This window comes from Agromyces zhanjiangensis, assembly GCF_040496055.1.
Lineage (GTDB): Bacteria > Actinomycetota > Actinomycetes > Actinomycetales > Microbacteriaceae > Agromyces > Agromyces zhanjiangensis.
Genome location: NZ_JBEPKB010000006.1, coordinates 177,286 through 203,898 on the forward strand (window position 1 = coordinate 177,286; position 26,613 = coordinate 203,898).

Consider the following 26,613-nt stretch of genomic DNA (forward strand, 5'->3'; position numbering starts at 1 on the left):
CAGTGCGCGAACCATCGTGGCGCCGCGACGGCGAGCACCCGGACTACCGGTTCACGCTCGCCAACGAGCGCACCTTCCTCGCGTGGATCCGCACCGCGCTCGCGCTGCTCGCGGGCGCGGTGCTCCTCGACCAGTTCGCCACCGCCCTCGAGCCGCGCGTGGCGGTGCTGGTCCTCGCGGTCGTGCTCGCGATCGCGGCGGCGATCCTCAGCGTCGGCGCGTACACGCGCTGGCGCGCCAACGAGATCGCGATGCGACGGAACGGGCCGCTGCCGTTCAGCTGGGTGCTGCCGCTCATCTCCGCGATCGGCCTGCTCGCGGCGGCGGTGCTCGCGGCCCTGTTCGTGGTGACGTCATGACGGACGCCGTCGCGCGCGATCCGGGCCTGCAGCCCGAGCGGACCGCGCTCGCCTGGACGCGCACCTCGTTCGCCGTCGCGCTGAACGCCCTTCTCGTCCTCCGGGAAGGGCTGATCAGCGACAAGACCTGGCTCGTGGCGGCATCCGTCGTGCTCCTCGCCGGCGCGGTCGCGATCCTCGTCGCCGGGTGGCATCGCCGACGGACGCTCACCGCCGCGGCGACGCCGCTGCCCCTGCCCCTGCCCATGGCCTGGACCGTGCTCGGCGCCACGCTGCTCGCGTGCGCCGCGGCGACCTGGTCCATGCTCGCGAGCTCGCCATGGTGAACGTCGGGCCCACGGGCGGGTGGGAGGAATCCGGCGGCCTCGACGACGGACCGGTCATCGGCGCCCGCCGGAGGCGGGCCATCCGCATCGCGGTGGTCCTCGCGCTCGGCGCGATGGTGCTGCCCGTCGTGCTCTCGGCGTTCGGGGTCGCCCGCTCGGCGGCCGCGAACGCGTGCGCCGCGTACGTCGCCGACCTCAGCAGGCTCGACGACTCGCGCGTCGAGTTCGACCTCTTCGCGCGCGGCGGGCCGGGGTGGCTGTGCATCGCGGTCGCGCCGTCCGGTTCGAGCACGGTGCTCGGCAACCTCGGACCGATGCCCGCGTTCCCGAGGCCCGCGACGCCCGGCCGCGACGCCTAGTCGGTCGCGCCTGCCCCGGCCTCGGTCGAGCCGGTGGAACCCGTTCCGGCCAGGCGGTCGCGCACCTGACGGCGGATCACCTTGCCGATCAGCGAACGCGGCAGGTCGTCGACGGCGACCACGCGGCGCGGCACCTTGTACGGCGTCAGCCGGTCGCGCACCGCGGTGCGGATCCCCTCGGCGTCGAGGGACGCCCCGGGCCGGAGGACGACCGCGGCCACGACCTCCTCGCCGGATCGCTCGTCGGGCATCCCCACGACGGCGCAGTCCGCGACGTCCGGGTGCTGGCGGATCGCATCCTCCACCTCGCTCGGCGCGACGTTGAACCCGCCCGTGATGATGAGCTCCTTGATGCGGTCGACGATGCGGACGAAGCCGTCATCGTCGATCGTGACGATGTCACCGGTGCGGAACCAGGGCGCACCGCCGGCGGGGTCGTCGACGAAGACCGCTGCGGTCTCCTCGGGCTTGTGCCAGTAGCCGCTGAACACCTGCGGTCCGCGGACGACGAGCTCGCCGCGCTCGCCCGCGGGCACGTCGTGCATCGGCGCATCGGGGTCGACCACGCGGCACTCGGTGTCGGGCAGGGGCAGCCCCACGGTGCCCGCCTTGCGGGTCGGCGCGACGGGGTTCGCCATGAGCACGGGCGAGCATTCTGACAGCCCGTAGCCCTCGACGAGGTAGCCGCCGGTCTTCTCCTCCCACGGTTCGACGACGGATGCCGACAACGGCATGGCTCCCGAGATCGCGATGGCGATGCCCTCGAGCGAGACGCCCTGCTCTGCGGCGGCCGCGGTGAGGCGCTCGTAGATCGGCGGCACGGCCGGCAGGAACGTCGGCGGATGCTTCTTCACGACCTTCAGCACCAGGTCGGGATCGAACCGCGGGAACAGCACGAGCCGCGAGCCCATGCTCATCGCGAACGTGAGGCACAGCGTCAGGCCGTAGGCGTGGAACATGGGCAGCACCGCGTACACGACCGAGGTGCCGCGCTCGATCTCGGGCACCCACGCGCGCGCCTGCGCCGCGTTCGCGAGCAGGTTGGCGTGCGTGAGGGTGGCGCCCTTCGGGCTGCCGGTGGTGCCGCTCGTGTACTGGATCAGCGCCACGTCGCCGACGCGCGGCGCGTGGATGTGCGACGCGATGCGGTCGGATGCCACGAGCTCGCGCCACGGCACCGTGCCCTGCACGCTCGTGGTGAGCGCGGCTCGCGCCTCGCGGGCCTTCGCGATCGGCAGTCGGAGCGCGAGGCGCGTCGTCAACGGCATCGCCCGCGTGAGGTCGACCGACACGATGTGACGCATCGCCAGGTCGTCGGGGAAGTCCTGGATCGTCCCGACGACCTTGTCCCACGCGATCACGACGCGGGCGCCATGGTCCTCGAACTGGTGCCGCAGCTCACGCGGCGTGTACAGCGGGTTGTGCTCCACGACGATCGCGCCGAGCCGGAGCACCGCGTAGAACGCGATGATGTGCTGCGGGCAGTTCGGCAGCACGATCGCGACCGGGTCGCCGGCCTGCACGCCGAGCCGTCGCAGGCCCTCGGCGGCGCGGTCGACCTGCTCGCCGAGCGCGGCGTACGTCGTCGTGCGGCCGAAGAACTCCAGGGCGGGGCGATCCGGGTACTGCTCGACCGTGTGGTGGATCAGGTCGATGAGCGACCCCTCGGGCGCGGGGAGGGAGTGCGGGACGCCCGGGGCGTAGCTCGCGAGCCAGGGCCTGGCCGCGGCATCCGTCATCAGGCGGCCCCGTCGAACATGCTCGTGACGGAGCCGTCCTCGAAGACCTCGTGGATGGCGCGCGCCAGCAGCGGCGCGATCGGGAGCACCGTGAGGCGGTCCCAGCGCTTCTCCTCGGGCAGCGGCAGCGTGTCCGTGACGACGACGCGGTCGATGAAGTCGGACTGCAGGATCTCGGTCGCCGGGTTCGAGAAGACCGCGTGCGTCGCCGCGACGACGACGCCGGTCGCACCGTTCGCCTTGAGCGCCTCGGCGGCCTTCACGATCGTGCGCCCGGTGTCGATGAGGTCGTCGACGAGCAGGCACACGCGACCGTCGACCTCGCCCACGATCTCGTGGACCGAGACCTGGTTCGGCACGAGCGGGTCGCGGCGCTTGTGGATGATCGCGAGCGGCACGCCGAGCTTGTCGGACCAGATGTCGGCGACGCGCACGCGGCCCATGTCGGGCGAGACCACCGTGAGGGTCTCGGGGTCGAGAGAGTTCTTGAACTCCTCGAGCAGCACGGGCATCGCGAAGAGGTGGTCGACGGGCCCGTCGAAGAAGCCCTGGATCTGCGCGGCGTGCAGGTCGATCGACATGATCCGGTCGGCGCCCGCCGCCTTGTAGAGGTCGGCGACCAGGCGCGCCGAGATCGGCTCGCGGCCGCGGCCCTTCTTGTCCTGGCGGGCGTAGGGGTAGAACGGCGAGACGACGGTGATGCGCTTCGCCGACGCTCGCTTCAGCGCATCGACCATGATGAGCTGCTCCATGAGCCACTCGTTGATCGGCGCGGCGTGCGATTGGATGACGAACGCATCGGACCCGCGCACGCTCTCGTCGTAGCGCGCGTAGAGCTCGCCGTTGGCGAACGTGCGCGCATCGGTCGGGACCAACTCGCTGCCGAGCTCGGCGGCGATGTGCTTCGCGAGCGCCGGATGCGCACGCCCCGACACGAGGACGAGCCGCTTCGATCCGGTGGTCTCGATTCCCGACATGGTCACAGTCCTTCCCACCGGCCTGGCCGGGTGCTATTCGGCTTCGCGCTCATCGCCCTCGTCGGTCCCGCCGCTCTCGTGCGCGGCCTCGGCCGCCTGGGCGGCCGCGGTTCCCGCACGGTGCTGCTGGACCCATCCGTCGATGTTGCGTTGCGGGGCGACGTTCACGCCGAGCGCACCGGCCGGCACGTCCTTGCGGACGACCGTGCCTGCCCCCGTGTACGCCCCGTCCCCAATCGTAACGGGCGCGACGAACACGCCGTGCGAGCCGGTGCGCACGTGCGATCCGATGGTCGTCCGGTGCTTCTCCACGCCGTCGTAGTTCGCGGTGATGGAGCCGGCGCCGACGTTCGACCCCTCGCCGATCTCGGTGTCGCCGATGTACGAGAGGTGCGGAACCTTGCTGCCCGTGCCGATGTGCGCGTTCTTCGTCTCGACGAAGGTGCCGATCTTGCCGTCGGCGTCGAGCACCGTGTTGGGACGGAGGTAGGCGAACGGGCCGACCGTCGCACCGGCGCCGATCACCGCCAGCGTGGCATCCGTGCGCTTCACCTCGGCTCGCTCGCCCACCTCGCAGTCGACGAGGGTCGTGTCGGGCCCGACGACCGCGCCGGTCGCGATCGCGGTCGCGCCCTTCAGCTGCGTGCCCGGGCGGAGGGTGACGTCGGGCTCGATGCGCACGGCGAGGTCGATCCAGGTGGTCGCCGGGTCCTCGATCGTGACGCCGTTCAACTGCCAGCCCCGCACGATGAGCGCGTTCAGCCGCGCCGCCGTCTCGGAGAGCTGCGCGCGGTCGTTCACGCCCGCCACGAGCCATGCCTCGGAGACCGGTCGCGCCTTCACCTCGGAGCCCGACGCCCGGAGCAGGGCGATGATGTCGGTCAGGTACTTCTCGCCCTGCGCGTTGTCGGTCGTGAGGTTCGCGAGCTGGTCGCGCAGCGCGCCCGCCCCGAACGCGTAGACGCCCGCGTTGATCTCGTCGATCGCGAGTTCGTCGTCGGTCGCGTCCTTCTGCTCCACGATGCGGTCGAACGCGCCCTCGGCGCTGCGGACGATGCGCCCGTAGCCGGTCGGGTCGTCGTACCGCGCGGAGAGGACGGATGCCGCGAGCCCGTCGGCCCGGTGACGCTCGAGCATCTCGGTGAGCGTGGAGGCGTTGAGGAGGGGCACGTCGCCGTTCAGGACGAGGACGTCGCCGGTGAAGTCGTCGGGGAGCGCCGCGATGGCCTGCTCCACCGCGCGCCCGGTGCCGGCGACCTCGTCCTGGTCGACGATGACCGCCTCGGGCAGCTCGGCCTGGATGGCGCCGGCGACGAGGTCGCGCTCGTGGCGGACGACCGCGACCACGTACCTGGCATCCAGGGCGCGCGCCGTGGCGAGCACGTGGGCGATGATCGGGGCGCCCGCCAGCGGGTGCAGGATCTTCGGCGTGGCCGACTTCATGCGGGTGCCCTGACCCGCTGCGAGCACGATGATCGCGAGGTTCTCATCCATGCTCCGCCACCAGGATTCGAACCTGGTCCTCACAGCTCCAAAGGCTGTCGTGCTGCCGTTACACCATGGCGGACCGCGCGCGGGGCCGCCCGCGGGCGGCCCTCGGGCGCGGTGTCAAGTCTGCCATGCGGGGCGCATCCGGCGATGCGGGGCGAGGGCGCCGTCGTCGGCGCGAGCCGTGCACGGCCGCCGGCGCGGACGGGCCCGAGTCGACGTCGCGTCGGCGCTCAGGTCTCGAGGGCGTCGGCGATCCGGTCCGCCCACGCGCGGATCTCGTCCCAGTCCCGGCGGTCCCGGAACTCCTCCGGGGTGTTCCGCAGCATCGCGCGTTCGACGAAGTTGCCCGGATCCTCCGGCACACGTCCGCCGAAGACGACGTGGTCGCGCACGCCCAGTGCCTCCGCCTCCTCGATCACCTTGCGCGGCTCGAGCCACGTGTCGTCCTCGGGCGGGGCGTCGGCCTTCGGCTCCCCGATCGGACCGGAGCTGAAGACCCAGAACGGAATCGAGGCGAGCCGGTCGCGGTGGTGCGAGAGGAAGTGCCGGGCCTCCCGGCGCCACCGACCGGCGTACGTGGCACTGCCGAGCACGACGGCGTCGAACCCGTCGACGGTGGCGTGCCCTGCCTCCGTGGCCTCGGCGTCGTGGCCACGCGCGCGGAGTTCGCGGACGATCGCATCGGCGATCTCGGCGGTGGACTGGTGCTTGGTCGCGTAGGCGACGAGGACGTGTGCCATGACTCCACCCTGCGACCGCGACCGTGTGCGGCCGGGACCTTGGGCCCTCGGGACCCCTCCGAGTGGGAGGGTCCGGCGGTGGGATACTGGCGGCATGACGACCGGCGACCAGGACGAGGTGGACCGGATCGTCGACGACTGGGAGCGCGAGCGACCCGACCTCGACTTCGCGCCGCTGCAGGTCTTCTCGCGCGTCGGCCGCCTCGCGAAGCTCCTCGACCGCGCGCGGAAGCAGGCGTTCGAGCGTTCCGAGCTGGAGTCGTGGGAGTTCGACGTGCTGTCCGCGCTCCGCCGCGCAGGCGCACCGTTCCGGCTCCCGCCGAAGGCCCTGCTCGCCCAGACGCTCGTCTCGAGCGGCACGATGACGAACCGCATCGATCGGCTCGTCGCCCGTGGGCTCGTGACCCGGCAGACCGATCCGCACGACGGGCGCGGGATCCTCGTCGAGATGACGCCGGCGGGCGTGACCCGCGTGGACGCGGCGATCACGCGACTCGTCGACGCCGAGGCCGAACTGCTCGCCGGCCTGCCGCCCGCCGAGCAGCGGCGGCTCGCGGCACTGCTGCGCAAGCTCTCGCTCGGCTTCGCCTGAGGCGATCACCGGTCCGCCGGTCGGCCGTCCCACGCATCCGCCGTCGGCGGCTCCGCAGGATTCCGCCCGTGTCGGAATACCCCTAGGGGGTATTTGGTTGTGTCGACCAGAGGCCCGAGGACAAGGAGTCGACATCATGCGACTGTTCGCCATCCGCGACTACCGCCACCTGTTCAGCGCGCAGGTGATCGCCCTCTTCGGCACGGGGCTCGCCACGGTCGCGCTGGGCCTGCTCGCCTACGAGCTCGCCGGGCCCGACGCGGCCGCCGTGCTCGCCACGGCCCTCACCATCAAGATGGTCCTCTACGTGGTCGTGGCCCCCATCGCCGCGGCCTACGCCGACCGCCTTCCGCGCCGCGCCTTCCTCACCCTCCTCGACGCGGTCCGCGCGGGCGTCGTCCTCGCGCTCCCCTTCGTCACCGAGACCTGGCACGTCTACCTGCTGATCGGCCTCCTCCAGGCGGCATCCGCCGCCTTCACGCCGACGTTCCAGGCCGTCATCCCGGACATCGTGACGGACGGCACCCAGTACACCCGGGCGCTGTCGGCCTCGCAGGTCGCCTACACGATGGAGAGCCTGCTGAGTCCGGTGCTCGCCGCGATCGCCCTGACGTTCATGAGCTTCACCTGGCTGTTCGTCGGCACCTCCATCGGGTTCGTCGTGTCGGCGGCCCTCGTCCTCTCCACCCGGATCCCCAACGCGCGGCCCACCGGTCAGCGCCGGGTCTGGGAGCGCGTCGCGTCGGGCGTCACGCTGTTCGCCCGGACGCCGCGACTCCGCGGCATCCTCGCCCTGAACCTCGTCGTCGCCGCCGCCGGCTCGATCGTCGTCGTCAGCACCGTCAACCTCGTGCGCGACGAACTCGGCGGCACGCAGGCCGACGTCGCCTGGATGCTCGCCGCCTCCGGCGGTGGCACCCTCCTCGTCGCCCTCCTCCTGCCGCGCGTACTCGACCGCGTCGCCGAGCGCCACGTCATGACGACCGGCGCGGCCGTGCTCGTCCTGGGGGTGCTCGCCGCGATCGGGGTCGCCGCCACGGACGTCGCGCTGTTCGGCGTCCTGGCCGGGATCTGGGCGACGATCGGCGCAGGGATGGCGATGGTCATCACCCCGACCGGTCGGGTGATCCGCGCCTCGGCCTCGCCGGAAGGGCTCCCCGCCGCATTCGCCGCGCAGTTCTCCCTGTCGCACCTCGCCTGGCTGGTCACCTACCCGATCGCCGGATGGGTCGGCACGAGCGCCGGCGTCGTGGTGGCCTGGCCCATCCTCGGTGCACTCGCCGCCATCGGCGCCGTGTCGGCGCTCGTGCTGTGGCCGCGGCGAGGCGCAGCCCGCCGCACCACCCGCTCGGCGGTCCTCGGCGCCGCCGAGGCCGAGGCCGCGTCGGCGGCGCTCGGTGGGGTCCGGAGCCGCGTCCGGAGCGGCATCGAAGCCGCCTGAGGCCGAACGGACGGACCCGAGCGGCGGAGCCGCCGGGCCCGCGACGCACCGACGTCGCGGGCCCGCGGCGCCTACCGCCGGAGCACCCGCCGCGCGAGCCAGTTGCCGACGTACTGCACGACCTGCACGAACACGACGATCAGCAGCACGGCCGCCCAGGTGACGACCGGCTCGAACTGCCGGAAGCCGTACAGCTGCGCGAAGTAGCCGAGGCCGCCACCGCCGATGAGTCCCGCCATCGCCGACATGTCGATCACCGCGATGACGATGAACGTGTAGCCGAGGATCAGCGGGCCGAGGGCCTCCGGCACGACGACCGTCCCGAGGATCCGCACCGGGCCCGCGCCCATCGAGCGCGCGGCCTCGATGACGCCGGGCCGAACGGTGAGGAGGTTCTGCTCCACGATGCGCCCGATCGCGAACGCCGCAGCGAGCGAGAGCGCGAAGATCGCGGCATCCGTCCCGATGCCCACCCCGATGACCGCACGCGTGAGCGGCTGCACGGCGGCGATGAAGATGATGAACGGGATCGGCCGGAAGAAGTTGATGACGACGTTGAGCACGTTGTTCACGACCGCGCTCGGCAGCAGGCCGCCGCGCCTGGTCGCGTACAGTCCGATGCCGAGCAGGAACCCGCCCGCACCGCCGAAGAGCATCGTGAGCGCGACCATGTAGAGCGTCTCGCCCGCCGCGGCCCAGAACTCCGGGCCCAGTTCGAGGAGCCGGTCCATCAGCGCACCTCCGTCACGTCGGCGTGCCGCGCGACCGCGGCGAGCGCCCCGTCGATCGCGTCGTCGTCGCCGCGCACCGCGAGGGTGAGGTGGCCGAACGCGCGGCCGCGGATGTCGTTGATGCCGCCGTAGACGAGCTCGAACTCGAGCCCCGCCTCGGCGAGGTCGAGGAACACGCGAGCCTGCGACGCGTCGCCGTCGCGGAACGAGCACGTCACGATGCGACCCTCGTGCCGCTCGCGGAGCACGGCGAGCTCGGCGGGCGAGGGCACGCCCTTGACGACCGTGCCGACGAACCGCTGCGACGACGGATGCCGCGGGGTCGAGAACACGTCGAAGACGTCGCCGTGCTCGATGACCCTCCCCCGGTCCATCACGGCGACCTTCGTCGCGATCGACTGGATGACGTCCATCTCGTGGGTGATCACGATGATCGTGACGCCCTGCTCCTCGTTCACGCGCTTGAGGAGCGCGAGCACCTCGTGCGTCGTCTCGGGGTCGAGTGCGCTCGTCGCCTCGTCGGCGAGGAGGATGCGCGGCCGGGTCGCGAGGGCGCGCGCGATGCCGACGCGCTGCTTCTGCCCGCCGGAGAGCTGGTCGGGGCGCGCGCCGGCCTTGTCGGTGAGGCCGACGAACGCGAGCAGCTCGTCGACGCGGGCGCGGATGTCGGCCTTCCCCCATCCGGCCACCCTCAGCGGGTACGCCACGTTGCCGCGCACGGTCTTCGCCTCGAAGAGCTCGAACTGCTGGAAGATCATCCCGATGCCGAGGCGGATGCCGCGGAGCTCCCGCTCGCGGAGTCCCGTGATCTCCCGGCCGTCGATCCGGATCGAGCCGCTCGTCGCGGGTTCGAGCGCGTTCACCAGCCGCACGAGCGTCGACTTGCCGGCACCCGAGTAGCCGATGATGCCGTAGACATCGCCGGCCTCGATCTCGAGGGAGACGTCGTCGACCGCGGTGACGGCCTCGGCCGCGCGGTTCGCGGCCGGATACGACTTGCTGACGTGCTCGAGGGTCACGAGCGCCATGCGGTACCTCCTCCACGCACGCGCGTGCGGGTGGCGCTGCCCGGTCGGGGCGCGCCACCCGCGCGTGCGGTTCCTGTCGTGGTGCGGATCAGCCCTGGGCGCGGGTGTCGTCCTCGACCGTGGCGAGCGAGCCCAGGAGCTCGTCGACCGGGGTCGTCAGCGCCACGGCGGTGTCGCCGGAGGACTCGAGCAGGCCGGCCTGGACCTCGGGGTCGGTCTGGAAGATCTCGACCAGCTTCAGGTACGTCTCGTCGTCGGCGTCCTCGGCACGTGCCGCGAAGATGTTGACGTAGGGCAGCGCGTTGGGGTCGCTCGGGTCGTCCTTCGCGATCGCGTCGGCGAAGGTGAGGCCGGCGTCCTGCACGAAGTCGTTGTTGATGATCGCCGCGGCGACGTCGGGCAGGCTCGTCGGGGTCAGCGACGCCTCGAGCGGGGTGACCTCCACCTTCGAGTTCGCCTCGTCGATGTCGTCGACGGTCGAGAAGATCGAGCCGCCGCCCTCGAGCTCGATGAGGCCGGCCGACTGCAGCACGAGGAGCGCACGGGCCAGGTTCGAGGGGTCGTCCGGCACCGCGACCGTCTCGCCGGCCGGGATGTCCTCGACCGAGTCGTACTTCAGCGAGTACAGGCCGAGCGGGTAGATCGCGGTCGCGCCGATGGGCTGGAGGTCGGCGTCGGCCGACACGTTGTAGTCGGCGAGGTAGACGATGTGCTGGAACTGGTTGAGGTCGAGCTCGCCCTCGGTGAGCGCCGGGTTCGGCTGCGTGTAGTCGGCGAAGTCGACGAGCTCGATCTCGATGCCGGCCTCGGCCGCGGCCTCCTCGAAGGCGGGCCACTGCGGGTCGGACTTGCCGACGACGCCGATGCGGACGACGTCGTCGCCCTCGGCGGCGCCCGCCGAGGAGCAGGCGGCGAGGCCGATGACGAGCGGGGCTGCGGCGAGGGCGGCGATGAGCTTGACGGTGGTGCTGGGCATGGCGGGGTTCCTTTTCGCGGTCGGCGCGCGCGATCAGGTGCTGGTGGCGGTGGTGCCTGGACATGACGAACCCCACCGCTGGTGGCGGTGGGGCCTCGTTGCCGCGATCGCGGGCGCACCTCAACGCTAGGCGAAGGATCTGCGCTCAATTGACCAACTGGTCATCAGGCGTCACAGATCCTGCGCCATCACCCCTCCAACTGCTCGGATACTTCGAGCCAGCGCGTCTCGAGCTCGGCCACGGACTCCTCCAGCGCCCGAAGCTCGTCACCGAGCGTGCCGAGCCCGACGTAGTCGGACTGGTCGTGGCGCGCCAGCTTCTCGTGCTGCTCGCCGATCTGCGCCTGCAGCTTCTCGAGCCGGCGATCGATCGACGACAGCTCCTTCTCGGCCGCGCGCCGGTCGGCGCCCGAGAGCGCGGGGGCGGATGCCTCGGCGCGCACGCCGCCGCCCGAACCCGCGCCGGGTCCGCTCACCGGGCTCGACGCGCCCGACGCCGCCGTGGACGGCGCGGACGCGGCATCCGTCGCCTGCTGCCGGCGCAGCTCGAGGTACTGCTCGACGCCGCGCGGCAGGTCGCGCAGGTGCCCGCCGAGGATCGCGACCTGCCGGTCGGTGACGCGCTCCACGAGGTACCGGTCGTGGCTGACGACGAGGAGGGTGCCGGGCCACGCGTCGAGCAGGTCCTCGATCGCGGCGAGCATGTCGGTGTCGAGGTCGTTCGTGGGCTCGTCGAGGATCAGCACGTTCGGCTCCTGCAGCAGGATGAGGAGGAGCTGCAGGCGGCGCTTCTGGCCGCCGGAGAGGTCCTTGACCGGGGTCGCGAGCTGCTGGTTGGTGAAGCCGAGCCGCTCGAGCAGCTGGCCGGGCGTGAGCTCGACGGCTTTCGATCCCGAGCCGAACACGTAGCTCGTCTTCTGCGCGGCGACGACCGCGCTCACGCGGTCCTCCGCCCATTCGGCGAGCTCGGCGAGCTCCTGGCTGAGCACCGCGATCTTCACCGTCTTGCCGCGCTTGACCCGACCGGTCGTGGGCTCGACCTCGCCGGTGACGAGCTTCAGCAGCGTCGACTTGCCGGCGCCGTTCACGCCGAGGATGCCGGTGCGCTCCCCCGGCGCGATGCGCCACTCGAGCTCGTGCAGCACGGTCCGGGTCGCGGGCGCGTCGGGCGCGGCATCCCGCACCGGGTACTCGACCGTCACGTCGAGGAGGTCGACGACGTCCTTGCCGAGCCGTGATACCGCGAGGCGGTTCAGCTCGACGGGATTGCGCACGGGCGGCTCGTCCGCGATGAGCTGGTTCGCGGCCTCGATCCGGAACTTGGGCTTCGACGTGCGCGCCGGCGCACCGCGTCGCAGCCACGCGAGCTCCTTGCGCATGAGGTTCTGGCGCTTGGCCTCGGATGCCGCGGCCATCCGGTCGCGCTCGACCCGCTGCAGCACGTACGCGGCGTACCCGCCCTCGAAGGGCTCCACGATGCGGTCGTGCACCTCCCACGTCGCGGTGCACACCTCGTCGAGGAACCAGCGGTCGTGCGTGACCACCACGACCGCGCCATCGCTCGCCGCCCAGCGGCCCTTCACGTGCCGCGCGAGCCAGGCGATCCCCTCGACGTCGAGGTGGTTCGTCGGCTCGTCGAGGAACAGCACGTCCCAGTCGCCGACGAGGAGCGCGGCGAGCCCGACCCGGCGGCGCTGGCCGCCCGACAGGTCGCCGACGCGACCCTGCCACGGCACGTCCGCGAGGAGGCCCGCGATCACGTCGCGCACCTTCGCGTCGCCCGCCCACACGTGCTCCTCGATGCCGCCGACGACGGCTTCGGCGACCGTGGCATCCGCGTCGATCGTGTCGGCCTGGTCGAGCATGCCGATCCGCACGCCGCGCCGAACGGTCACGCGGCCGCCGTCGGGCTCGAGCCGCCCCGCGAGCAGCTTCAGCAGCGTCGACTTGCCGTCGCCGTTGCGCCCCACGATGCCGATGCGGTCGCCCTCGTCGATGCCGAGGGTGACCTCGTCGAAGACGATGCGCGTGGGGAACTCGAGGTGCAGGCGCTCGGCGCCGAGGAGGTGTGCCATGTCGCGCTCAACCCTACTTCGCCGCGCCCGGCGCGACCGCTGCGCCTGCCGCCGCCTGCCCGCTGCTCCGCTGTCCCACGGGCGGTGTTCTCGGATCGAGAGGATGCCATCCGCACCGCGCAGACGGTGCAGCGGTGCACATGCCATCCTCTCGATCACCCGCCGACCGGGCGACTCGCATCAAGTCGCCTCCGCACGCGGTCGGCGAATGCAGCCGAGTCGCGCAGCTCACCGTCCGCGCTGACGTCGTCTGCGGTCGCCTGGACGATCACCCAACCCACGTCGGCGAGCCGCTCGATGCGGCGGATGTCGCGACGCCACTGCGCAGGCGAGCGGTGCAGGTCGCTCTGGTACTCGATCCCGACCCGACGATCGGGATACGCGAGGTCGATCATCGCGACGAGCTCGCCACGTCCGTCCAGGACCCGGTGATTGGGGACGGGTTCGGGAAGGCCCGCCCTCACGAGGTCGAGCCGGAGCAGCGTCTCCCTCCGCGACAGGGCACCCCATCGTGCGGCGGCCAGGGCGCGTCGGATCGCGTCGATCCCGCGACGCCCGGGATGTGCGGCGAGCGCCGACTCGAGTTGCTCCCGGTCGCAAAGCGGCAAGCGTCCGTCGAACGGGTGCGACCCGGTGATCGGGTATTCCGCGGCGACGACGAGGTCGTCGACGGTGAGCGACGCACCCGGCTGGATCCAGGCGCTCGCCGGATCGACCACGCGCAGACCGCCATGGACGATGACCTGCACGGACTCGAACGAGATGACGTGCCCTTCGACGCCGGCGGCGCTCGGTCGCGCCGAGCCACGGGGCACCGCGACGTGCAGGAGCGGACGCGCCGACTCGCCGTCGGCGACCGGTCCCGGGCGGGCGGGCTCAGCGCTCCTCGGCACGGGGATGCCCCACAGCACGGCGGCCGTGACGTGACTGAACACCTGGCGGCGAGGCATCCGCTTGGCGTACGCCTCGGCGAGTTCGCGGATCGAGGGCTCCGCACCGACGTGCCGGCGCACGCCATGGAACGTCCGCTCGAGGTCGGGGGCGGCGAGTCGACGCCACCGCACCCCGTGGCGGGTCGCCTCCGCTCGAGTGAAGGATGGCACGGCGCGGAGGCTCCACGGAAGCCCATCGGGTCTGCTCACGGCCCCGAGCGTCCGGGGTCGCGAGACGGCCCGGTGCCGCCTGTCCACAGTCGGCGGCCCGGGCGCCCTTCGAGAGGATGTCATCTGCACCGGCCGCACGGCCGAGCGGTGCACATGACATCCTCTCGAAGGTGGCGCAGAACGACGCAGCGCGACCGGACGTACACGCGCGAGGCAAGGCGCGAGCGCGCCGTGGGGCGTGACTGCCGCAGCGCACGGCACGGGCGGGGCCGGGCCGGAGGGCGCGATCTCAGAAGGGCAGCACGCGGGCGCCGTGCACTGGCCCGTGCACGTGCAGCGCCGTGAGACCCGCCGCGGAGAGCGCGACCTGGAGCTCGAGCGCGCCGTCGGCGTCGTCGACGAGGAACGCGACCGTCGGCCCCGACCCGGACACGAGCCCCGCGAGGGCGCCGTTCTGCTCGCCGAGGTCGATCACCTGGGCGAGACGCCCCGCGAGCCCGATGGCCGCGGTCTGGAGGTCGTTGTGGAGCGCCACGGCGAGTCGCCGCGGGTCGCCCGCGCGGAGCGCGTGCAGCACGGCCGCGTCGACCGTCGGCGAGTCGAGGGCCGTTCGGGCGCCGCGGTGTCCGTCGCGCCACTCCGGGTCGAGGCCGGCGTCGCGCCGGCGGTCGAGCTCGCCGTACACGGCGGGCGTCGAGAGCCCGAAGTCGGCGGTCGCGAGCACCCAATGGAAGGACCCCGTGGCCAGCGCCGGGCTCAGCCGGTCCCCGCGACCCGTGCCGATGGCCGTGCCGCCCGTGAGCGCGAACGGCACGTCGGCGCCGAGCGAGGCGGCGAGCGCGTGCAGTTCCTCCTTCGGCAGTGCCGTGCCCCAGAGGGCGTCGCATGCGACGAGCGTGCCCGCGGCGTCCGCCGACCCGCCGCCCATGCCGCCCGCGATGGGGACGTGCTTGTCGATCTCGAGGCGCACCCCGCCGGGCACGCCCGCGTGGCGCGCGAGCAGCTTCGCGGCGCGGATCGCGAGGTTCGAGGCATCCGTCGGCAGGCCCGAGGTGTCGACCGACCCGCCGAACGCGACCGAGAACTCGTCGTCGGGCCAGGCGCGGACGTCCTCGTACAGCGACACGGCCTGGTAGGCCGTGGCGACGTCGTGGTAGCCGTCGTCGTCGAGCGCGCCGACCCGCATGAAGAGGTTGATCTTCCCGGGGGCTCGGACGTGCACTGCCGCGTCGGTCGCCGGGAACGTCATGCGACCAACGCTAGCCGACGTGCGCGGGCCGATGGCGCATGGCCGGGGGACGAGTCAGGCGACGGATGCCGCGGCGCGCGCGATCCGCAGGAAGTCCTCGACGGTCAGCTGCTCACCGCGCGCCTGCGGGTCGACGCCGGCAGCCTGGAGCAGGGCGCTCGCCGCCGTGGCGGAGCCGCCGAGCACGCCGGAGAGCGACTGGCGGAGCATCTTGCGCCGCTGCTGGAACGCGGCATCGACGAGCGCGAACACGGCGATGCGCTCGTCCTCCGTGCCGGGCGGGTCGCCGGGCGCCTCGCCTCGCTCGAATCCGACGAGCACCGAGTCGACGTTCGGCACCGGCCAGAAGACCATGCGCGACACCTGGCCGGCCGTGCGCCAGTCGCCGTACCAGCTCGCCTTGACGCTCGGGGCGCCGTAGACCTTCGAGCCGGGTTCGGCGGCGAGCCGGTGACCGACCTCGGCCTGCACCATGACGATGCCCGACGTGAGTGACGGGAAGTGCTCGAGCAGGTGCAGCAGCACCGGGACGGACACGTTGTAGGGCAGGTTCGCGACGAGCCGTGTCGGCTCCCCCGGCAGGTCGACGACGCGCAGCGCGTCCGCGCGGACGACCGTGAGCGACGTCCCGGGCTGCATGACGCTCACCGTGTGCGGGAGCTGCGCCGCGAGGCGCGCATCGATCTCGACCGCGATCACCTCGGCGCCCGCCTCGAGCAGGCCGAGCGTGAGCGATCCGAGCCCGGGGCCGATCTCGAGCACGGTCTCGCCGCGCTGCACGCCGGCGGTCTGCACGATGCGGCGGACCGTGTTGGCGTCGTGCACGAAGTTCTGCCCGAGCTTCTTCGTCGGGGTGACGTCGAGCAGCTCGGCGAGGTCGCGGATCTCGGCCGGTCCGAGCAGGCGCGGCGTGACGGCGCCGCCGCCGTCGGCCTCATGCCGATGCGCGTTCACGCCCTGCTCCCCCGCACGCTCCCGATGCTGGGGCAGCCGGCGGCGTCCGTGCGCACGGCGCGCCGCATCACGCCGAACCCGCCTCGAGCCCGTCGGCCCACGAGCCGTAGGCGCGCACGGTGTTCGCGGCGACCTCGGCGCACAGCTCGTCGAGGTCGGCGCCGAGCGTCTCGGCCATGAACCGCATGGTGTGCGGCACGAGGTACGGGGCGTTCGGCCGACCGCGAAGCGGCACGGGAGTGAGGTAGGGCGCGTCGGTCTCGACCAGGATCCGGTCGCGCCGCACGACCCGGAGCGCCTCGCGCAGGTTCTCGGCGTTCTTGAACGTCACGTTGCCGGCGAACGAGCAGTACCAGCCGGCGTCGCCCGCGAGCCGAGCGAGCTCCTCGCCGCCGGAGAAGCAGTGGAAGATCGTCGTCTCCGGCGCGCCCGCGCGGCGGAGGGTCGCGACGACCTCGTCGTGCGCGTCGCGGTCGTGGATCTGCAGGGCGATGCCGTGGCGCTTCGCGATGTCGATGTGCGCCTCGAACGACCGGAACTGCGCGTCGCGGCCGTCGTCGCCCGTGCGGTAGAAGTCGAGCCCGGTCTCGCCGACCGCGCGCACGCGCGGCTGCGCCGCGAGCTCGTCGATGACGGCGATCGCCGCGTCGAGCTCGCCGCGGGCGTCGAGTTCGGGCGCCTCGTTCGGGTGGAGGGCGACCGCGGCCAGCAGGCGGGGCTCGCGCGCGGCGATCTCGGCCGACCAGCGGCTGGTCGCGACATCCGTGCCGACCTGCACCGCACCGGCGACGCCGACGGATGCCGCGCGCTCGAGGTGCTCGTGCGCCGTGAGCGGCAGCGCCCCGTCGGCGATCTCGAGGTGCGTGTGGTTGTCGTAGACGGCCACCGCGAGCGGCTCGGGCGGCGTCGGGTACTCGGCGGCGCGGCCGCCGTCGGACCGGGTGCGCAGGTGCTCGGCGGCAGCCGTCACTCGGTCGCCTCCACGCGCGGGAACAGCGGCTCGAGCGCGGAGGTCTGCGTGCCGACGGTCCACTCGTGCGCACGGTCGATGCGCTGCTCCTGCACGGTGCCGGGCGCGCCCAGCGCGGTCCAGAGCTTCGCGGTCGCCTTCGGCAGCACCGGCGAGAGCAGCACGGCGAGCGTGCCGACCCCGTGGTACGCGGTCTCGAGCACGGCCTCGAGTCGGGCGCGCTTCGTCTCGTCCTTCGCGAGCGCCCACGGCTCCTGCTCGGTGATGTACCCGTTGAGCGCGTCGACGAGCTTCCACGTCGCGGCGATCGCGTCGTGGATCTGCAGTCGTTCGATCGCCTGCCACGCGGCATCCGTCGCGTCGGCCTCGATGCGCCGGATCGCGTCGTCGGCCTCGGTGCGGGCCGCCTCGGTGCCGGTCGGGACGGTGCCGCCGCAGTAGCGGCCGATCATCGCGATGACGCGCGAGGCGAGGTTGCCGAAGCCGTTGGCGAGCTCGGCCTGGTAGCGCGCGGCGAGGTCCTCCCACGAGAACGAGCCGTCCTGGCCGAACGAGATCGCGGAGAGGAAGTAGTAGCGGAACGCGTCGGAGCCGAACGTCTCGGTGATCTGCGACGGCGCGATGCCGGTCAGCTTCGACTTCGACATCTTCTCGCCGCCGACGAGCAGCCAGCCGTGGCCGAACACGCCGGTCGGCACGTCGAGGCCCGCGGCCATGAGCATGGCCGGCCAGATGACGGCGTGGAAGCGGAGGATGTCCTTGCCCACGAGGTGCTGCGCCGGCCAGCGGCGCGAGAACTGCTCGTCGTCCTCGCCGTAGCCGACGGCGGTGATGTAGTTGAGGAGCGCGTCGAACCAGACGTAGACGACGTGCGTCTCGTCCCACGGGACCTTCACGCCCCAGTCGAACGTCGACCGCGAGATCGAGAGGTCGTCGAGCCCTCGCCGGACGAAGCTGACGACCTCGTTGCGCGCCGATTCGGGCTGCACGAAGTCGGGTCGCTCCTCGTAGAGCGCGAGCAGCTTGTCGGCGAACGCCGACATGCGGAAGAAGTAGTTCTTCTCGTGCAGCAGCTCGACGGGCTTGGAGTGGATGGCGCAGACGAGTTGGCCCTCGTACTCGCCCGTGCCGTCGACGAGCTCGGACTGCTGCTTGTACTCCTCGCAGCCGACGCAGTAGTAGCCCTCGTACTCGCCCGTGTAGATCCAGCCCTCGTCGAAGAGGTGCTGGAGGAACTTCTGCACGTTGCGCTCGTGGCGCTCGTCGGTCGTGCGGATGAAGTCGTCGTTCGCGACGTCGACCGTGTCGAGGAGCGGCTTCCACGCCTCGGCGACGAGCTTGTCGGCCCACTCCTGCGGGCTCACGCCGTTCGCGGTCGCCGTGCGGAGGATCTTCTGCCCGTGCTCGTCGGTGCCGGTGAGCATCCACGCGTCGCGACCCGCCTGGCGGTTCCACCGCGCGAGCACGTCGGCGGCCACCTCCGTGTACGCGTGCCCGATGTGGGGCACGTCGTTGACGTAGAAGATGGGGGTCGTGATGTAGAACGAGGAGGCGTCGGCCATGCCGACAATCCTACGGGCGCGCGCCGGTGCGCTACGCCCGAGCGGATGCCGCCCTCCGGTCGCCGCCGGCGGGGCTCAGCCGCCGTCTGCGGCCCCGCCTCCCGTGCCGCCCCGCGTGCCGTGGGCGGCGTGGGCGGCGTGGGCCTCCGCGCGACGCTGCCGCGCCCGACCATCGGCGAGCACGGGCGGGATCTGCTCCTCGACCTGCATCCGCTCGTGCGGGGTCGGCACGCCGATCGTCAGGTCCTGCTCGCGCAGCCCCCTGACCGCACGCACCTTCTGCCCCGGGTAGTCGACGACGTTCATGCCGATCACGATCTTGCCCGCGGAGTCGCGGTGGTCGAGCTGACGGTAGGCGTCGGCGACGTCGGCGAGCGGGAACACGTCGGCGATCGGGAGGCGCACCTGGCGGTCGGCGACGAGTTGCGCGATGCGACCGAGCGCGATGGTGTCGCCCGCCCAGAGCTTGACGGCGTCGTGGTCCTCGACGGCGGCCCAGTCGGTCGTCGTGAACACGCGGGACGTCGGCACGCCGAGCTCCGCGGCCTCCGCGGCCTGCCCGCCGAGGAAGTCGAGGAAGGCGGTGACCGGTCGGTCCGTGAGCGCCCGCACCCGTGCGGCGAGGTCGGGACCGTAGTCGAGCGGTTCGATCCCGAACTGGCGCACGAAGTCGAACCGGGACTCCGCGGTCGTGCCGATCACCTCGGCGCCGCGCGCCCTCGCCAGTTGCGCCGCGAGGCATCCGATCCCGCCAGCCGCCGCGGTGACGACGACGAGGTCGCCCGAGCCGAGGTTGAGCCCGTCGACGACGCCGAGCGCGGTCGTGCCGGCGACGTACAGCGAGCCGGCGACCTCCCACGAGAGCGACACGGGCTTCGGCAGCAGCTGCGCCTCGGGGACGAGCACGTAGGCGGCCTGCGCGCCGCGCGCGACGTAGCCCATTACCTCGTCACCGCGGCGGAACCGCGTGACGCCCTCGCCGACCGCGTCGACGACGCCCGCGAGGTCCCGGCCCTGGCCGGACGGGAACTCGACCGGCCAGTGGTCCTGGCGGTCACCGCGCCTGACGGCGGTCTCGACGGGTGAGATCCCGCTCGCGAAGACCTCGACGAGCACCTCGCCCGGTCCGGGCTTCGGGACGGCGACATCGACGATCTCGAGCACCTCCGGCCCGCCGAACGACTCGAACACCACTGCCCTTGCCATCGTCCCCACCCCCGTGTCGGTCCTGTCCCTTCAGGGTCCTCCCGCGGAATGGGAGTCGGATGGGAGCTGCCTGTGACTTCTGTGCATGCGTATGCATGGACAGGCGGGAGCCCGCCGCCGACGCGCCCGACCGGCCGGCCGATCCCGCCTAGCGCTCGGCCCTGGCGGCGAGCGCCGCCTCGTAGAGATCGCGCTTGCCGAGGCCCGTCTCGCCCGCGACGAGCGCCGCGGCGTCCTTCAACCTGGTGCCGGATGCCGCGAGCGCGACGACCCTCGCGACCGCCTCGCCGGCGTCGGCCGCGGGTGCTGCGGCCGCACCGCCGACCACCACGCAGATCTCGCCGCGGACGCCGGCCTCGGCCCACTCCGCGAGCTCGCCGAGCGGCCCGCGCCGCACCTCCTCGTGGAGCTTGGTGAGCTCGCGGCACACCGCAGCCGGCCGGTCTGCGCCGAAGGCCTCCGCGAGCGCGCCGAGGCTCGCGGCGAGGCGAGACGGCGCCTCGAAGAAGACCAGCGTGCGCCGGTCCCCCGCGAGCTCCGCGAGCCGGCGCGCCCGATCGCCCGCCTTGCGGGGCAGGAAGCCCTCGAACGCGAACCGGTCGGTGGGCAGGCCGGAGACGGCGAGCGCGGTGACGACCGCGCTCGGCCCCGGGATCGCCGTGACGTCGACGCCGGCCGCCACGGCGGCCTGCACGAGCGGGAAGCCCGGGTCGGAGACGGTCGGCATGCCGGCGTCGCTCAGCACGAGCAGGTCGCCCTCGCGCGCGAGGTCGACGAGGTCGCCCGCGCGCGCGCGCTCGTTGTGCTCGTGCAGCGCGATGAGCCGGGGACGGTTCGAGATGCCGAGCGCGGCGAGGAGCCGCTGCGTGACGCGGGTGTCCTCCGACGCGACGACGTCGGCGTCCTCGAGGGCCTGCCGCAGCCGCGTCGACGCGTCGCCGAGGTTGCCGATGGGCGTCGCCGCGAGGATGATCACCGCTCCAGTCTGGCGCACGGGCCGGCCGGGGCGCGCGGTTAGGGTGGAGCGCATGGGTCTCCACGAGGTCGGCGCCGGCGCGCGCGACGGGCGCGAGGCGGCCCCCGCCGGGAGCGACGGCGAACGATCCGCGACCGAGGGCGAGCCCGACGCATCCGTCGCCGCACCCGAGGGCGAGCCCGACGCATCCGCTGCCGCACCGGAGGCCGAGCCCGAGGCATCCGTCGCCGCGGCCGCGCCCGCACCGGCGCGCGAGCCCGTCGGCACCCGCCTCGACGCGTGGTGGGCGAACCTGCTGCGCACGCCTCGCCGCCGCGCGCTCTGGACCTGGGGCGGCCCGATCGCCGTCACGCTCCTCGCCGCCCTCCTGCGGTTCTGGAACCTCGGGCACCCGCAGGCGATCGTGTTCGACGAGACCTACTACGTGAAGGACGCCTGGACCCTCCTCGCGAACGGCTACGAGTCGGCGTGGCCCGAGGGGGCGAACGAGGACTTCGCGCGCGGGGACACCGACGTGTTCTCCGACGACCCGGCGTACGTCGTGCACCCGCCGCTCGGCAAGTGGATGATCGGGCTCGGCATGGCCCTCTTCGGCGCCGACAGCGCGTTCTGGTGGCGCGCATCGACGGCACTGGCCGGCACGGTCGCGGTGTTCCTCATGACGATGGTCGGGCGGCGCCTGTTCCGTTCGACGCTGGTCGCCGTGATCGCCGGGTTCCTGCTCGCGATCGACGGCAACGCGATCGTGATGAGCCGCGTCGCCCTGCTCGACAACTGGGTGATGTTCTTCTGCCTGCTGGGCTTCTGGTTCGTGCTGCTCGACCGCTCGGCGACCGAGGCGCGACTGCGCGAACGGCTCGCCGACCTGCGCGCGGGCGGCGGCGATCCGCTGTGGGGACCGGTGATCTGGGCGCGGCCGTGGGTCGTCGCCGCGGGCGTCGCCTTCGGTGCCGCGACCGCGGTGAAGTGGTCGGGCCTGTACTTCATCGCCGCGTTCGGCCTCTACCTCGTGCTCGTCGATGCGATGGCCCGGCGCCGCGCCGGGCTCGGCTTCTGGGTCGAGGGGTCCCTGTTCAAGCAGGCGCCAGCGACCTTCCTCCTCCTCGTCCCCGTGGCCGGCGTCGTCTACCTCGCCTCCTGGACGGGATGGCTCGTCACCGACGGCGGCTACTACCGCGGCTGGGCCGACGAGCCCGGCAACGCGGCCACCGGCGCCTGGTCGTGGGTCCCCCACTCGCTGCAGAGCCTCTGGCACTACCACCAGGCGGCCTACGGCTACCACGTGGGCGTGTCCTCGCCGCATCCGTGGCAGGCGAACCCGCTGACGTGGCCGATCTCCTGGCGGCCGACGAACATGTACTTCGCGTCCACGACCGACGGGTCCGGCGGCTGCGGCCAGGACGAGTGCTGGTCGTCGATCATGGGCATCCCGAACCCGATCATCTGGTGGGCCGCGACGCTCGCCGCCGTCTACCTCGTCTACCGGTTCGCCCGGTACCGCGAGTGGACCTCGGGCGTCGTCCTCGTCGGCGTCGCGGCCGGATACCTGCCCTGGCTCGCGTACCTCGGGCGCACGGTGTTCCAGTTCTACACGATCGCCTACGAGCCCTACCTGCTGCTCGCGCTCGCCGCCGTCATCGGCATCGTGCTCGGCCGGCGCGACGCCCCGACGTGGCGACGGCAACAGGGCATCGCGACGGTCGCGGTGTTCCTCGGCGTCGCGGCGGCCGTGTCGATCTTCTTCCTCCCCCTGTGGACGGCCGTGCCCGTGACGCCCGACTTCCGGCAGCTGCACTTCTGGCTGCCGGGCTGGGGATGAGCGGCGCGGCAGCGGGCGAGCCGGGCGACGCCGGCCCGGGCCGCGAGCGGCCGGCGGACGGCGCGTCGCGTCGGCGGCGTGAGCGGATGCCGGGCCTCGGCGTCGCAGCGGCGGCGGCGGCGTTCGCGTGGCTCGCCCACCTCGCCGTCCCGGTCGTGCCGCTCCTGACGATCGCCGTGGCCGCGGGCATCGTCGCGGGCCAGGTCCCCGCCCTCCGCCCCGCGCTCGAGGGCCTGCTGCGGCCAGGGCTCGGCTTCTCGGCGCGCACGCTGCTCCGCGCCGGCATCGTCCTGCTCGGCCTCAAGCTCAGCCTCGCCGACATCGCGGGGCTCGGCTGGATCACGATCCTCACCACCGTGGCCGTGGTGCTCCTCACCTTCGCGGGCACGCTCGCGCTGGGCCGCGCCATGCGCCTGCCCGATCACGAGCCGCTGCTCATCGCGAGCGGCTTCGCGATCTGCGGCGCCTCGGCGATCGGGGCGATGGCGGCGACGGTGCGCGCCCGCGACGACGAGCAGGCCCGGCCGGTGGCCCTCGTCACGCTGTGCGGCACGCTCGCGATCGCGGTGCTGCCCGCGCTGTGGCATCCGCTCGGCCTGTCGGCGACGCAGTTCGGGCACTGGGTCGGCGCCGGCGTGCACGACGTCGGCCAGGTGGTCGCGACCGCGCAGGTCGCGGGCGCGTCCGCGCTCGCGGTGGCCGTCGTCGTGAAGCTCACGCGCGTGCTGCTGCTCGCGCCGATGGTCGCGATCGCGGCCGGCGCCGAGCGGCGGCGGTCGACGGATGCCGCCGGCCCCCGCCCCGCGATCGTGCCGTTGTTCATCGTGGGCTTCCTCGTCGCGGTGCTCGTCCGCACGTTCCTGCCCGTGCCCGAGGCGGTGCTCGAGGCGGCCGACCTCGTGCAGACGACGCTGCTCGCGATGGCCCTGTTCGCGCTCGGCGCGTCGATCCGCGTCGCCGCGCTGCTCCACACGGGGTGGCGGGCGCTCGTCACCGGGCTCGCATCGTGGGTGCTCGTCGCGGTGCTCGCGTACGGGGCGGTGCTGCTCGGCTGACGCCGACCCCTCGGAGGAGCCCACCCTGCGCGCGCGAGTCGGTGCCGCACGCCCGAGGATGCGCACGGCACCGCCCGCTCACTCCACGTCAGGCCGGCTGGGCGCCCGCGCCGCCGCCGCACCGGCGTTCGCGTCCGACGCCGCGCGCGCCGCGGCATCCGTCTCCCCGTCGCCGCCCCGCACCCGGATCGCGACCTTGCCCCGGACGGTGCCGGATGCGAGCCGGGCGAGCGCCTCGGGCGCCCGGTCGAACGGGAACACCTCGTCGACGACGGGTCGCAGCTGCCCCGCCTCGGCGTAGGTTCGCAGCGCGTCGAGGTCGTCGCCGTTGCGGCGGGCCGCGAGGGAGACGAGGCGCCGACGCGTGAAGGACGACCGCAGCACCGCGGCCGCGATGCGCGGAAGCGGCCCGAACGTGCGCGATCCGGTGCCGGCCGACAGCACGAGCGTGCCGCGCGGCGCGAGGATCCGCGTGAGGGCGCCGAGCGACTGCGCGGCCGCGAGGTCGATCACGACGTCGTACGTCGCGCCGTCGGCCGTGACGTCCTCGGTGCGGTGGTCGATCACGCGGGTCGCGCCGGCCGCGCGAACGTGGTCGGCCTTCGCACCGCTCGCGACGCCCGTGACGGTCGCGCCGAGCGCGACGGCCAGCTGAACGGCGTAGGTGCCGACCCCACCGGACGCGCCGATGACGAGCACCCGATCACCGGGGCCGACGCGAGCGAGCCGGAGGGCCTGGAGGGCGGTCGTCCCCGAGACCGGAATGACGGCGGCGTGGACGTCGTCGAGGTTCGCCGGCGCCCGCCGCACGAACCCCGCGTCGACGACGGCGGTCTCGGCGAACCCGGCCTGGTCGGACTCCGAGAACACCCGGTCGCCGACCGCGAGGGTCGTGACGCCGTCGCCCACCGCCGTGACGACGCCGACGACGTCGCGCCCGACGATCGGCTGCCTCGGCCGCTTCACGCCGAACGCCAACCGGATGAGGCGCGGCTCGCCGCGCATGATCCACACGTCGCCGGCGTGTACGCCAGCGGCGCGCACCGCGATCGCAACCCGACCCGGACCGGGCGGGCCGGGGTCGGGGACGTCGGTGACGGCCAGCACCTCGGGACCGCCGTAGCCGTTCTGGACGAGTGCTCGCATCATGCCTCCTGGTATTCGGGCACGGGCGTGACGACGACCGTGCCGGCCTTGTGTCCGGTGTCGACGAGGCGGTGGGCCTCGGCGATCGCATCGAGCGGCACCACCCGTTCGATGACTGGGGTGAACGCACCAGATGCGGCGAGCGCCGCGAGTTCCTCGAGGTCGGGCCGCTTGGCCTCGACCGAGCGCAGCCCGGTGAACATGACGATCGCCCGCCGCCGCCCGAGCCGCGACGTGAGCTGCTGGGCCACGATCGCCCACGACGGGACCGTCGTCAGGTACCGGCCGCTCGGCGCGAGGACCGCGCACGCCCGCCGGAACGTCGACCTGCCGACCGCGTCGAAGACGACGTCGAACGGTGCCCCGGGCGCACCCGGCCGCATCGGATCGTCGCGCGTGTAGTCGACGACCCGGTGAGCCCCGAGGCCGGCCACGAGCTCGGCGTGCGCCGGCCCGCAGACCGCGGTGACCTCAGCGCCGAGGCGCACGGCGAGCTGCACCGCCGCCGCGCCGACCGCACCGGATGCCCCGTTGACGAGCACCCGGCTTCCCGCGCCGACTCGACCGCCGTCGCGGAGGAACGGCAGTGCGGTCATGGCCCCGTCGCAGATCGCGACCGCTGCCTCGACGGACACCCCGTCGGGCAGGGGCGCGACGGCGCCGTCCTCGCGGACGACGACCGCCTCGGCGTGGGCGCCGCCGTCGACGCCCGTCGCACCGAACACTCGGTCGCCCACGGCGAAGCGCGTCACCCCCGCGCCGACCGCGTCGACGACGCCCGCGAAGTCGGATCCGAGCACGGCGTTGCGCGGGCGGCGCAGCCCGAAGGCGAGCCGCGCGAACCACGGCGAACCCGACCGCCCCGCGGCATCGGCCGCCCCGACCGACGCGGCGTGGACCCGCACGCGGACCTCTCCGGGACCGGGCTCCGGCCGCTCCCGCTCCTCGACCCCGACGACCTCGGGGGCACCGTACCGGTGGTACGCAGCGATCCTCACGATGCCGACACCTCCTCATGGGGGTACTGGAAGACGTCGTCGAGCGGCACCCCGAACACCCGAGCGATCTGGAAGGCCATCTCGAGCGAGGGCGAGTAGCGCCCCTGCTCGATGGCGATGACGGTCTGGCGGGTGACGCCGAGCCGCTCCGCGAGCTCGGCCTGCGTCATCTCGCCGTGGCGGAAGCGCAGCGAACGGATGTCGTTCGTGACCCGCGTCGGCTTCACCATGCGGGCACCCCCCGGCGGTACATCACGAGCTTCGCGACGCTCGACAGGATGCCGGCGAGCACGAACCCGAGGTAGATCGCGTTCGCGATCCAGAACCAGTGCACCTGGAGCATGGACAGGATGAGCGCGCCCACCCCGGCCGCGACGATGAGCGAGTTGCCGACCTGCTCGCCGGCCCGGTCGATCTGCTTGTCGCGCACGTCGGCGCGGTGGCTCTCGCTCGGCGTGATGATCTCGAGCAGGATGCGCCCGACGATGCCGGCGACGATCGCGCCGCCGATGGTCCAGAGCATCGGGATCGCGTAGTCGACCTCGTCGACCGGCGTCCCCTCGGCGAGTTGGGCGAGCACGAGCCAGAGGTAGACCCCGTAGACCACGACCGTGACCACGAGGAACGACCACGTGCCCTTCTCCTCGTACGACATCCGCTCCCTCTTCCTACGATGTGAAGAATGTTTGACATGGTCAGTGTCAACCATTCTGGACACCATGTCAAGCATTCTTGACACGG

Annotated in this window: 26 protein-coding genes and 1 tRNA gene; 7 read left to right on the plus strand and 20 right to left on the minus strand. The window is 72.9% G+C overall.

Annotated elements, in window-relative coordinates; genetic code table 11:
* Positions 1 to 2: 2 nt before the first annotated feature.
* Genes ABME02_RS13025 through ABME02_RS13035 form a run of 3 tightly spaced genes read left to right on the plus strand, consistent with a single transcriptional unit; the run spans position 3 to position 1,044 of the window.
* Positions 3 to 359 (plus strand): DUF202 domain-containing protein, encoded by a 357-nt coding sequence (locus ABME02_RS13025; RefSeq protein ID WP_324613663.1) that lies wholly within the window; start codon positions 3 to 5, stop codon positions 357 to 359.
* Positions 356 to 685 carry a DUF202 domain-containing protein gene (locus tag ABME02_RS13030; RefSeq protein WP_353815769.1) on the plus strand — a complete coding sequence of 110 codons (330 nt, stop codon included), beginning with the start codon at positions 356 to 358 and terminating at the stop codon, positions 683 to 685. The genes ABME02_RS13025 and ABME02_RS13030 overlap by 4 nt, the downstream gene beginning before the upstream one ends.
* On the plus strand, positions 640 to 1,044 hold the full coding sequence (locus tag ABME02_RS13035) for a hypothetical protein (protein WP_353815770.1): 405 nt from the start codon (positions 640 to 642) through the stop codon (positions 1,042 to 1,044). The genes ABME02_RS13030 and ABME02_RS13035 overlap by 46 nt, the downstream gene beginning before the upstream one ends.
* Here ABME02_RS13035 and ABME02_RS13040 read toward each other — a convergent pair.
* The 5 genes from ABME02_RS13040 to ABME02_RS13060 form a co-directional block, all read right to left on the minus strand.
* Complete coding sequence (locus ABME02_RS13040; RefSeq protein WP_353815771.1) at positions 1,041 to 2,783, minus strand: long-chain-fatty-acid--CoA ligase; 1,743 nt, start codon at positions 2,781 to 2,783, stop codon at positions 1,041 to 1,043. The genes ABME02_RS13035 and ABME02_RS13040 overlap by 4 nt on opposite strands.
* Positions 2,783 to 3,760 carry a ribose-phosphate diphosphokinase gene (locus tag ABME02_RS13045; protein WP_353815772.1) on the minus strand — a complete coding sequence of 326 codons (978 nt, stop codon included), beginning with the start codon at positions 3,758 to 3,760 and terminating at the stop codon, positions 2,783 to 2,785. The genes ABME02_RS13040 and ABME02_RS13045 overlap by 1 nt, the downstream gene beginning before the upstream one ends.
* A gap of 33 nt (positions 3,761 to 3,793) precedes the next feature.
* On the minus strand, positions 3,794 to 5,254 hold the full coding sequence (glmU, locus tag ABME02_RS13050; protein ID WP_353815773.1) for a bifunctional UDP-N-acetylglucosamine diphosphorylase/glucosamine-1-phosphate N-acetyltransferase GlmU: 1,461 nt from the start codon (positions 5,252 to 5,254) through the stop codon (positions 3,794 to 3,796).
* Between the two features lies 1 nt (position 5,255).
* Positions 5,256 to 5,327 (minus strand) — tRNA-Gln (locus tag ABME02_RS13055).
* 154 nt (positions 5,328 to 5,481) lie between these two features.
* Positions 5,482 to 5,991, minus strand: coding sequence for a flavodoxin domain-containing protein (locus tag ABME02_RS13060; RefSeq protein ID WP_353815774.1), 510 nt, complete (start codon positions 5,989 to 5,991; stop codon positions 5,482 to 5,484).
* A gap of 94 nt (positions 5,992 to 6,085) precedes the next feature.
* Between ABME02_RS13060 and ABME02_RS13065 the strand changes: the two genes are divergently transcribed.
* Together ABME02_RS13065 and ABME02_RS13070 are read left to right on the plus strand one after the other, a co-directional pair.
* Positions 6,086 to 6,583 carry a MarR family winged helix-turn-helix transcriptional regulator gene (locus tag ABME02_RS13065; protein ID WP_129234422.1) on the plus strand — a complete coding sequence of 166 codons (498 nt, stop codon included), beginning with the start codon at positions 6,086 to 6,088 and terminating at the stop codon, positions 6,581 to 6,583.
* 136 nt (positions 6,584 to 6,719) lie between these two features.
* Entirely contained in the window at positions 6,720 to 8,024 is a 1,305-nt protein-coding gene (locus ABME02_RS13070) for an MFS transporter (RefSeq protein ID WP_353815775.1), read from the plus strand.
* Positions 8,025 to 8,095: 71 nt separating this feature from the next.
* Here ABME02_RS13070 and ABME02_RS13075 read toward each other — a convergent pair whose 3' ends face one another.
* The 11 genes from ABME02_RS13075 to rsmI all read right to left on the minus strand — a co-directional run bounded on the left by ABME02_RS13075 (position 8,096) and on the right by rsmI (position 20,854).
* The gene (locus tag ABME02_RS13075) at positions 8,096 to 8,755 is read right to left on the minus strand and encodes a methionine ABC transporter permease (protein WP_353815776.1); all 660 of its coding nucleotides are present in this window, start codon (positions 8,753 to 8,755) and stop codon (positions 8,096 to 8,098) included.
* Positions 8,755 to 9,783, minus strand: a complete 1,029-nt coding sequence (locus tag ABME02_RS13080) for a methionine ABC transporter ATP-binding protein (protein WP_353815777.1) — start codon at positions 9,781 to 9,783, stop codon at positions 8,755 to 8,757. Before ABME02_RS13080 ends, ABME02_RS13075 begins: the two co-directional genes overlap by 1 nt.
* A gap of 88 nt (positions 9,784 to 9,871) precedes the next feature.
* Positions 9,872 to 10,759 (minus strand): MetQ/NlpA family ABC transporter substrate-binding protein, encoded by an 888-nt coding sequence (locus ABME02_RS13085; RefSeq protein ID WP_353815778.1) that lies wholly within the window; start codon positions 10,757 to 10,759, stop codon positions 9,872 to 9,874.
* A gap of 188 nt (positions 10,760 to 10,947) precedes the next feature.
* Entirely contained in the window at positions 10,948 to 12,834 is a 1,887-nt protein-coding gene (locus tag ABME02_RS13090) for an ABC-F family ATP-binding cassette domain-containing protein (RefSeq protein ID WP_353815779.1), read from the minus strand.
* Positions 12,835 to 12,989: 155 nt separating this feature from the next.
* Positions 12,990 to 13,937: a putative endonuclease domain-containing protein gene (locus tag ABME02_RS13095; RefSeq protein ID WP_353815780.1), complete on the minus strand. Its 948-nt coding sequence runs from the start codon at positions 13,935 to 13,937 to the stop codon at positions 12,990 to 12,992.
* Positions 13,938 to 14,226: 289 nt separating this feature from the next.
* Complete coding sequence (locus tag ABME02_RS13100; RefSeq protein WP_353815781.1) at positions 14,227 to 15,186, minus strand: 4-(cytidine 5'-diphospho)-2-C-methyl-D-erythritol kinase; 960 nt, start codon at positions 15,184 to 15,186, stop codon at positions 14,227 to 14,229.
* 54 nt (positions 15,187 to 15,240) lie between these two features.
* Positions 15,241 to 16,140, minus strand: a complete 900-nt coding sequence (gene rsmA, locus ABME02_RS13105; RefSeq protein ID WP_353815782.1) for a 16S rRNA (adenine(1518)-N(6)/adenine(1519)-N(6))-dimethyltransferase RsmA — start codon at positions 16,138 to 16,140, stop codon at positions 15,241 to 15,243.
* A 67-nt stretch (positions 16,141 to 16,207) separates the two neighbouring features.
* Complete coding sequence (locus ABME02_RS13110) at positions 16,208 to 17,110, minus strand: TatD family hydrolase (RefSeq protein ID WP_353815783.1); 903 nt, start codon at positions 17,108 to 17,110, stop codon at positions 16,208 to 16,210.
* A complete protein-coding gene (metG, locus tag ABME02_RS13115; RefSeq protein ID WP_353815784.1) occupies positions 17,107 to 18,672 on the minus strand; it encodes a methionine--tRNA ligase in 1,566 nt (521 codons plus the stop codon). The genes ABME02_RS13110 and metG overlap by 4 nt, the downstream gene beginning before the upstream one ends.
* Positions 18,673 to 18,747: 75 nt before the next feature.
* Entirely contained in the window at positions 18,748 to 19,878 is a 1,131-nt protein-coding gene (locus ABME02_RS13120; RefSeq protein ID WP_353815785.1) for an NADP-dependent oxidoreductase, read from the minus strand.
* A 148-nt stretch (positions 19,879 to 20,026) separates the two neighbouring features.
* Positions 20,027 to 20,854: a 16S rRNA (cytidine(1402)-2'-O)-methyltransferase gene (gene rsmI, locus ABME02_RS13125; RefSeq protein WP_353815786.1), complete on the minus strand. Its 828-nt coding sequence runs from the start codon at positions 20,852 to 20,854 to the stop codon at positions 20,027 to 20,029.
* A 52-nt stretch (positions 20,855 to 20,906) separates the two neighbouring features.
* On the opposite strand from rsmI, the gene ABME02_RS13130 reads away from it, so the two are divergent.
* Positions 20,907 to 22,673: a dolichyl-phosphate-mannose--protein mannosyltransferase gene (locus ABME02_RS13130; protein ID WP_353815787.1), complete on the plus strand. Its 1,767-nt coding sequence runs from the start codon at positions 20,907 to 20,909 to the stop codon at positions 22,671 to 22,673.
* A gap of 86 nt (positions 22,674 to 22,759) precedes the next feature.
* On the plus strand, positions 22,760 to 23,728 hold the full coding sequence (locus ABME02_RS13135; RefSeq protein ID WP_353815820.1) for a YeiH family protein: 969 nt from the start codon (positions 22,760 to 22,762) through the stop codon (positions 23,726 to 23,728).
* A 78-nt stretch (positions 23,729 to 23,806) separates the two neighbouring features.
* Here ABME02_RS13135 and ABME02_RS13140 read toward each other — a convergent pair whose 3' ends face one another.
* From ABME02_RS13140 to ABME02_RS13155, 4 genes are read right to left on the minus strand one after another with little or no spacing between them, the layout of a single operon-like run.
* The gene (locus tag ABME02_RS13140; RefSeq protein ID WP_353815788.1) at positions 23,807 to 24,874 is read right to left on the minus strand and encodes an NAD(P)-dependent alcohol dehydrogenase; all 1,068 of its coding nucleotides are present in this window, start codon (positions 24,872 to 24,874) and stop codon (positions 23,807 to 23,809) included.
* Entirely contained in the window at positions 24,874 to 25,872 is a 999-nt protein-coding gene (locus tag ABME02_RS13145) for an NAD(P)-dependent alcohol dehydrogenase (RefSeq protein WP_353815789.1), read from the minus strand. Before ABME02_RS13145 ends, ABME02_RS13140 begins: the two co-directional genes overlap by 1 nt.
* Positions 25,869 to 26,102, minus strand: coding sequence for a helix-turn-helix transcriptional regulator (locus tag ABME02_RS13150; RefSeq protein WP_155843796.1), 234 nt, complete (start codon positions 26,100 to 26,102; stop codon positions 25,869 to 25,871). Before ABME02_RS13150 ends, ABME02_RS13145 begins: the two co-directional genes overlap by 4 nt.
* Positions 26,096 to 26,527 carry a hypothetical protein gene (locus tag ABME02_RS13155; RefSeq protein ID WP_353815790.1) on the minus strand — a complete coding sequence of 144 codons (432 nt, stop codon included), beginning with the start codon at positions 26,525 to 26,527 and terminating at the stop codon, positions 26,096 to 26,098. Before ABME02_RS13155 ends, ABME02_RS13150 begins: the two co-directional genes overlap by 7 nt.
* Positions 26,528 to 26,613: the final 86 nt, after the last annotated feature.

Bases quoted from the DNA above. Each gene is read 5' to 3' on its own strand.
- ABME02_RS13030 (WP_353815769.1), top strand. From the start codon at position 356: ATGACGGACGCCGTCGCGCGCGATCCGGGCCTGCAGCCCGAGCGGACC.
- ABME02_RS13040 (WP_353815771.1), bottom strand. From the start codon at position 2,783: ATGACGGATGCCGCGGCCAGGCCCTGGCTCGCGAGCTACGCCCCGGGC.
- ABME02_RS13045 (WP_353815772.1), bottom strand. From the start codon at position 3,760: ATGTCGGGAATCGAGACCACCGGATCGAAGCGGCTCGTCCTCGTGTCG.
- glmU (WP_353815773.1), bottom strand. From the start codon at position 5,254: ATGGATGAGAACCTCGCGATCATCGTGCTCGCAGCGGGTCAGGGCACC.
- ABME02_RS13060 (WP_353815774.1), bottom strand. From the start codon at position 5,991: ATGGCACACGTCCTCGTCGCCTACGCGACCAAGCACCAGTCCACCGCC.
- ABME02_RS13065 (WP_129234422.1), top strand. From the start codon at position 6,086: ATGACGACCGGCGACCAGGACGAGGTGGACCGGATCGTCGACGACTGG.
- ABME02_RS13070 (WP_353815775.1), top strand. From the start codon at position 6,720: ATGCGACTGTTCGCCATCCGCGACTACCGCCACCTGTTCAGCGCGCAG.
- ABME02_RS13075 (WP_353815776.1), bottom strand. From the start codon at position 8,755: ATGGACCGGCTCCTCGAACTGGGCCCGGAGTTCTGGGCCGCGGCGGGC.
- ABME02_RS13080 (WP_353815777.1), bottom strand. From the start codon at position 9,783: ATGGCGCTCGTGACCCTCGAGCACGTCAGCAAGTCGTATCCGGCCGCG.
- ABME02_RS13085 (WP_353815778.1), bottom strand. From the start codon at position 10,759: ATGCCCAGCACCACCGTCAAGCTCATCGCCGCCCTCGCCGCAGCCCCG.
- ABME02_RS13090 (WP_353815779.1), bottom strand. From the start codon at position 12,834: ATGGCACACCTCCTCGGCGCCGAGCGCCTGCACCTCGAGTTCCCCACG.
- ABME02_RS13100 (WP_353815781.1), bottom strand. From the start codon at position 15,186: ATGACGTTCCCGGCGACCGACGCGGCAGTGCACGTCCGAGCCCCCGGG.
- metG (WP_353815784.1), bottom strand. From the start codon at position 18,672: ATGGCCGACGCCTCCTCGTTCTACATCACGACCCCCATCTTCTACGTC.
- ABME02_RS13120 (WP_353815785.1), bottom strand. From the start codon at position 19,878: ATGGCAAGGGCAGTGGTGTTCGAGTCGTTCGGCGGGCCGGAGGTGCTC.
- ABME02_RS13130 (WP_353815787.1), top strand. From the start codon at position 20,907: ATGGGTCTCCACGAGGTCGGCGCCGGCGCGCGCGACGGGCGCGAGGCG.
- ABME02_RS13135 (WP_353815820.1), top strand. From the start codon at position 22,760: ATGCCGGGCCTCGGCGTCGCAGCGGCGGCGGCGGCGTTCGCGTGGCTC.
- ABME02_RS13140 (WP_353815788.1), bottom strand. From the start codon at position 24,874: ATGCGAGCACTCGTCCAGAACGGCTACGGCGGTCCCGAGGTGCTGGCC.
- ABME02_RS13150 (WP_155843796.1), bottom strand. From the start codon at position 26,102: ATGGTGAAGCCGACGCGGGTCACGAACGACATCCGTTCGCTGCGCTTC.
- ABME02_RS13155 (WP_353815790.1), bottom strand. From the start codon at position 26,527: ATGTCGTACGAGGAGAAGGGCACGTGGTCGTTCCTCGTGGTCACGGTC.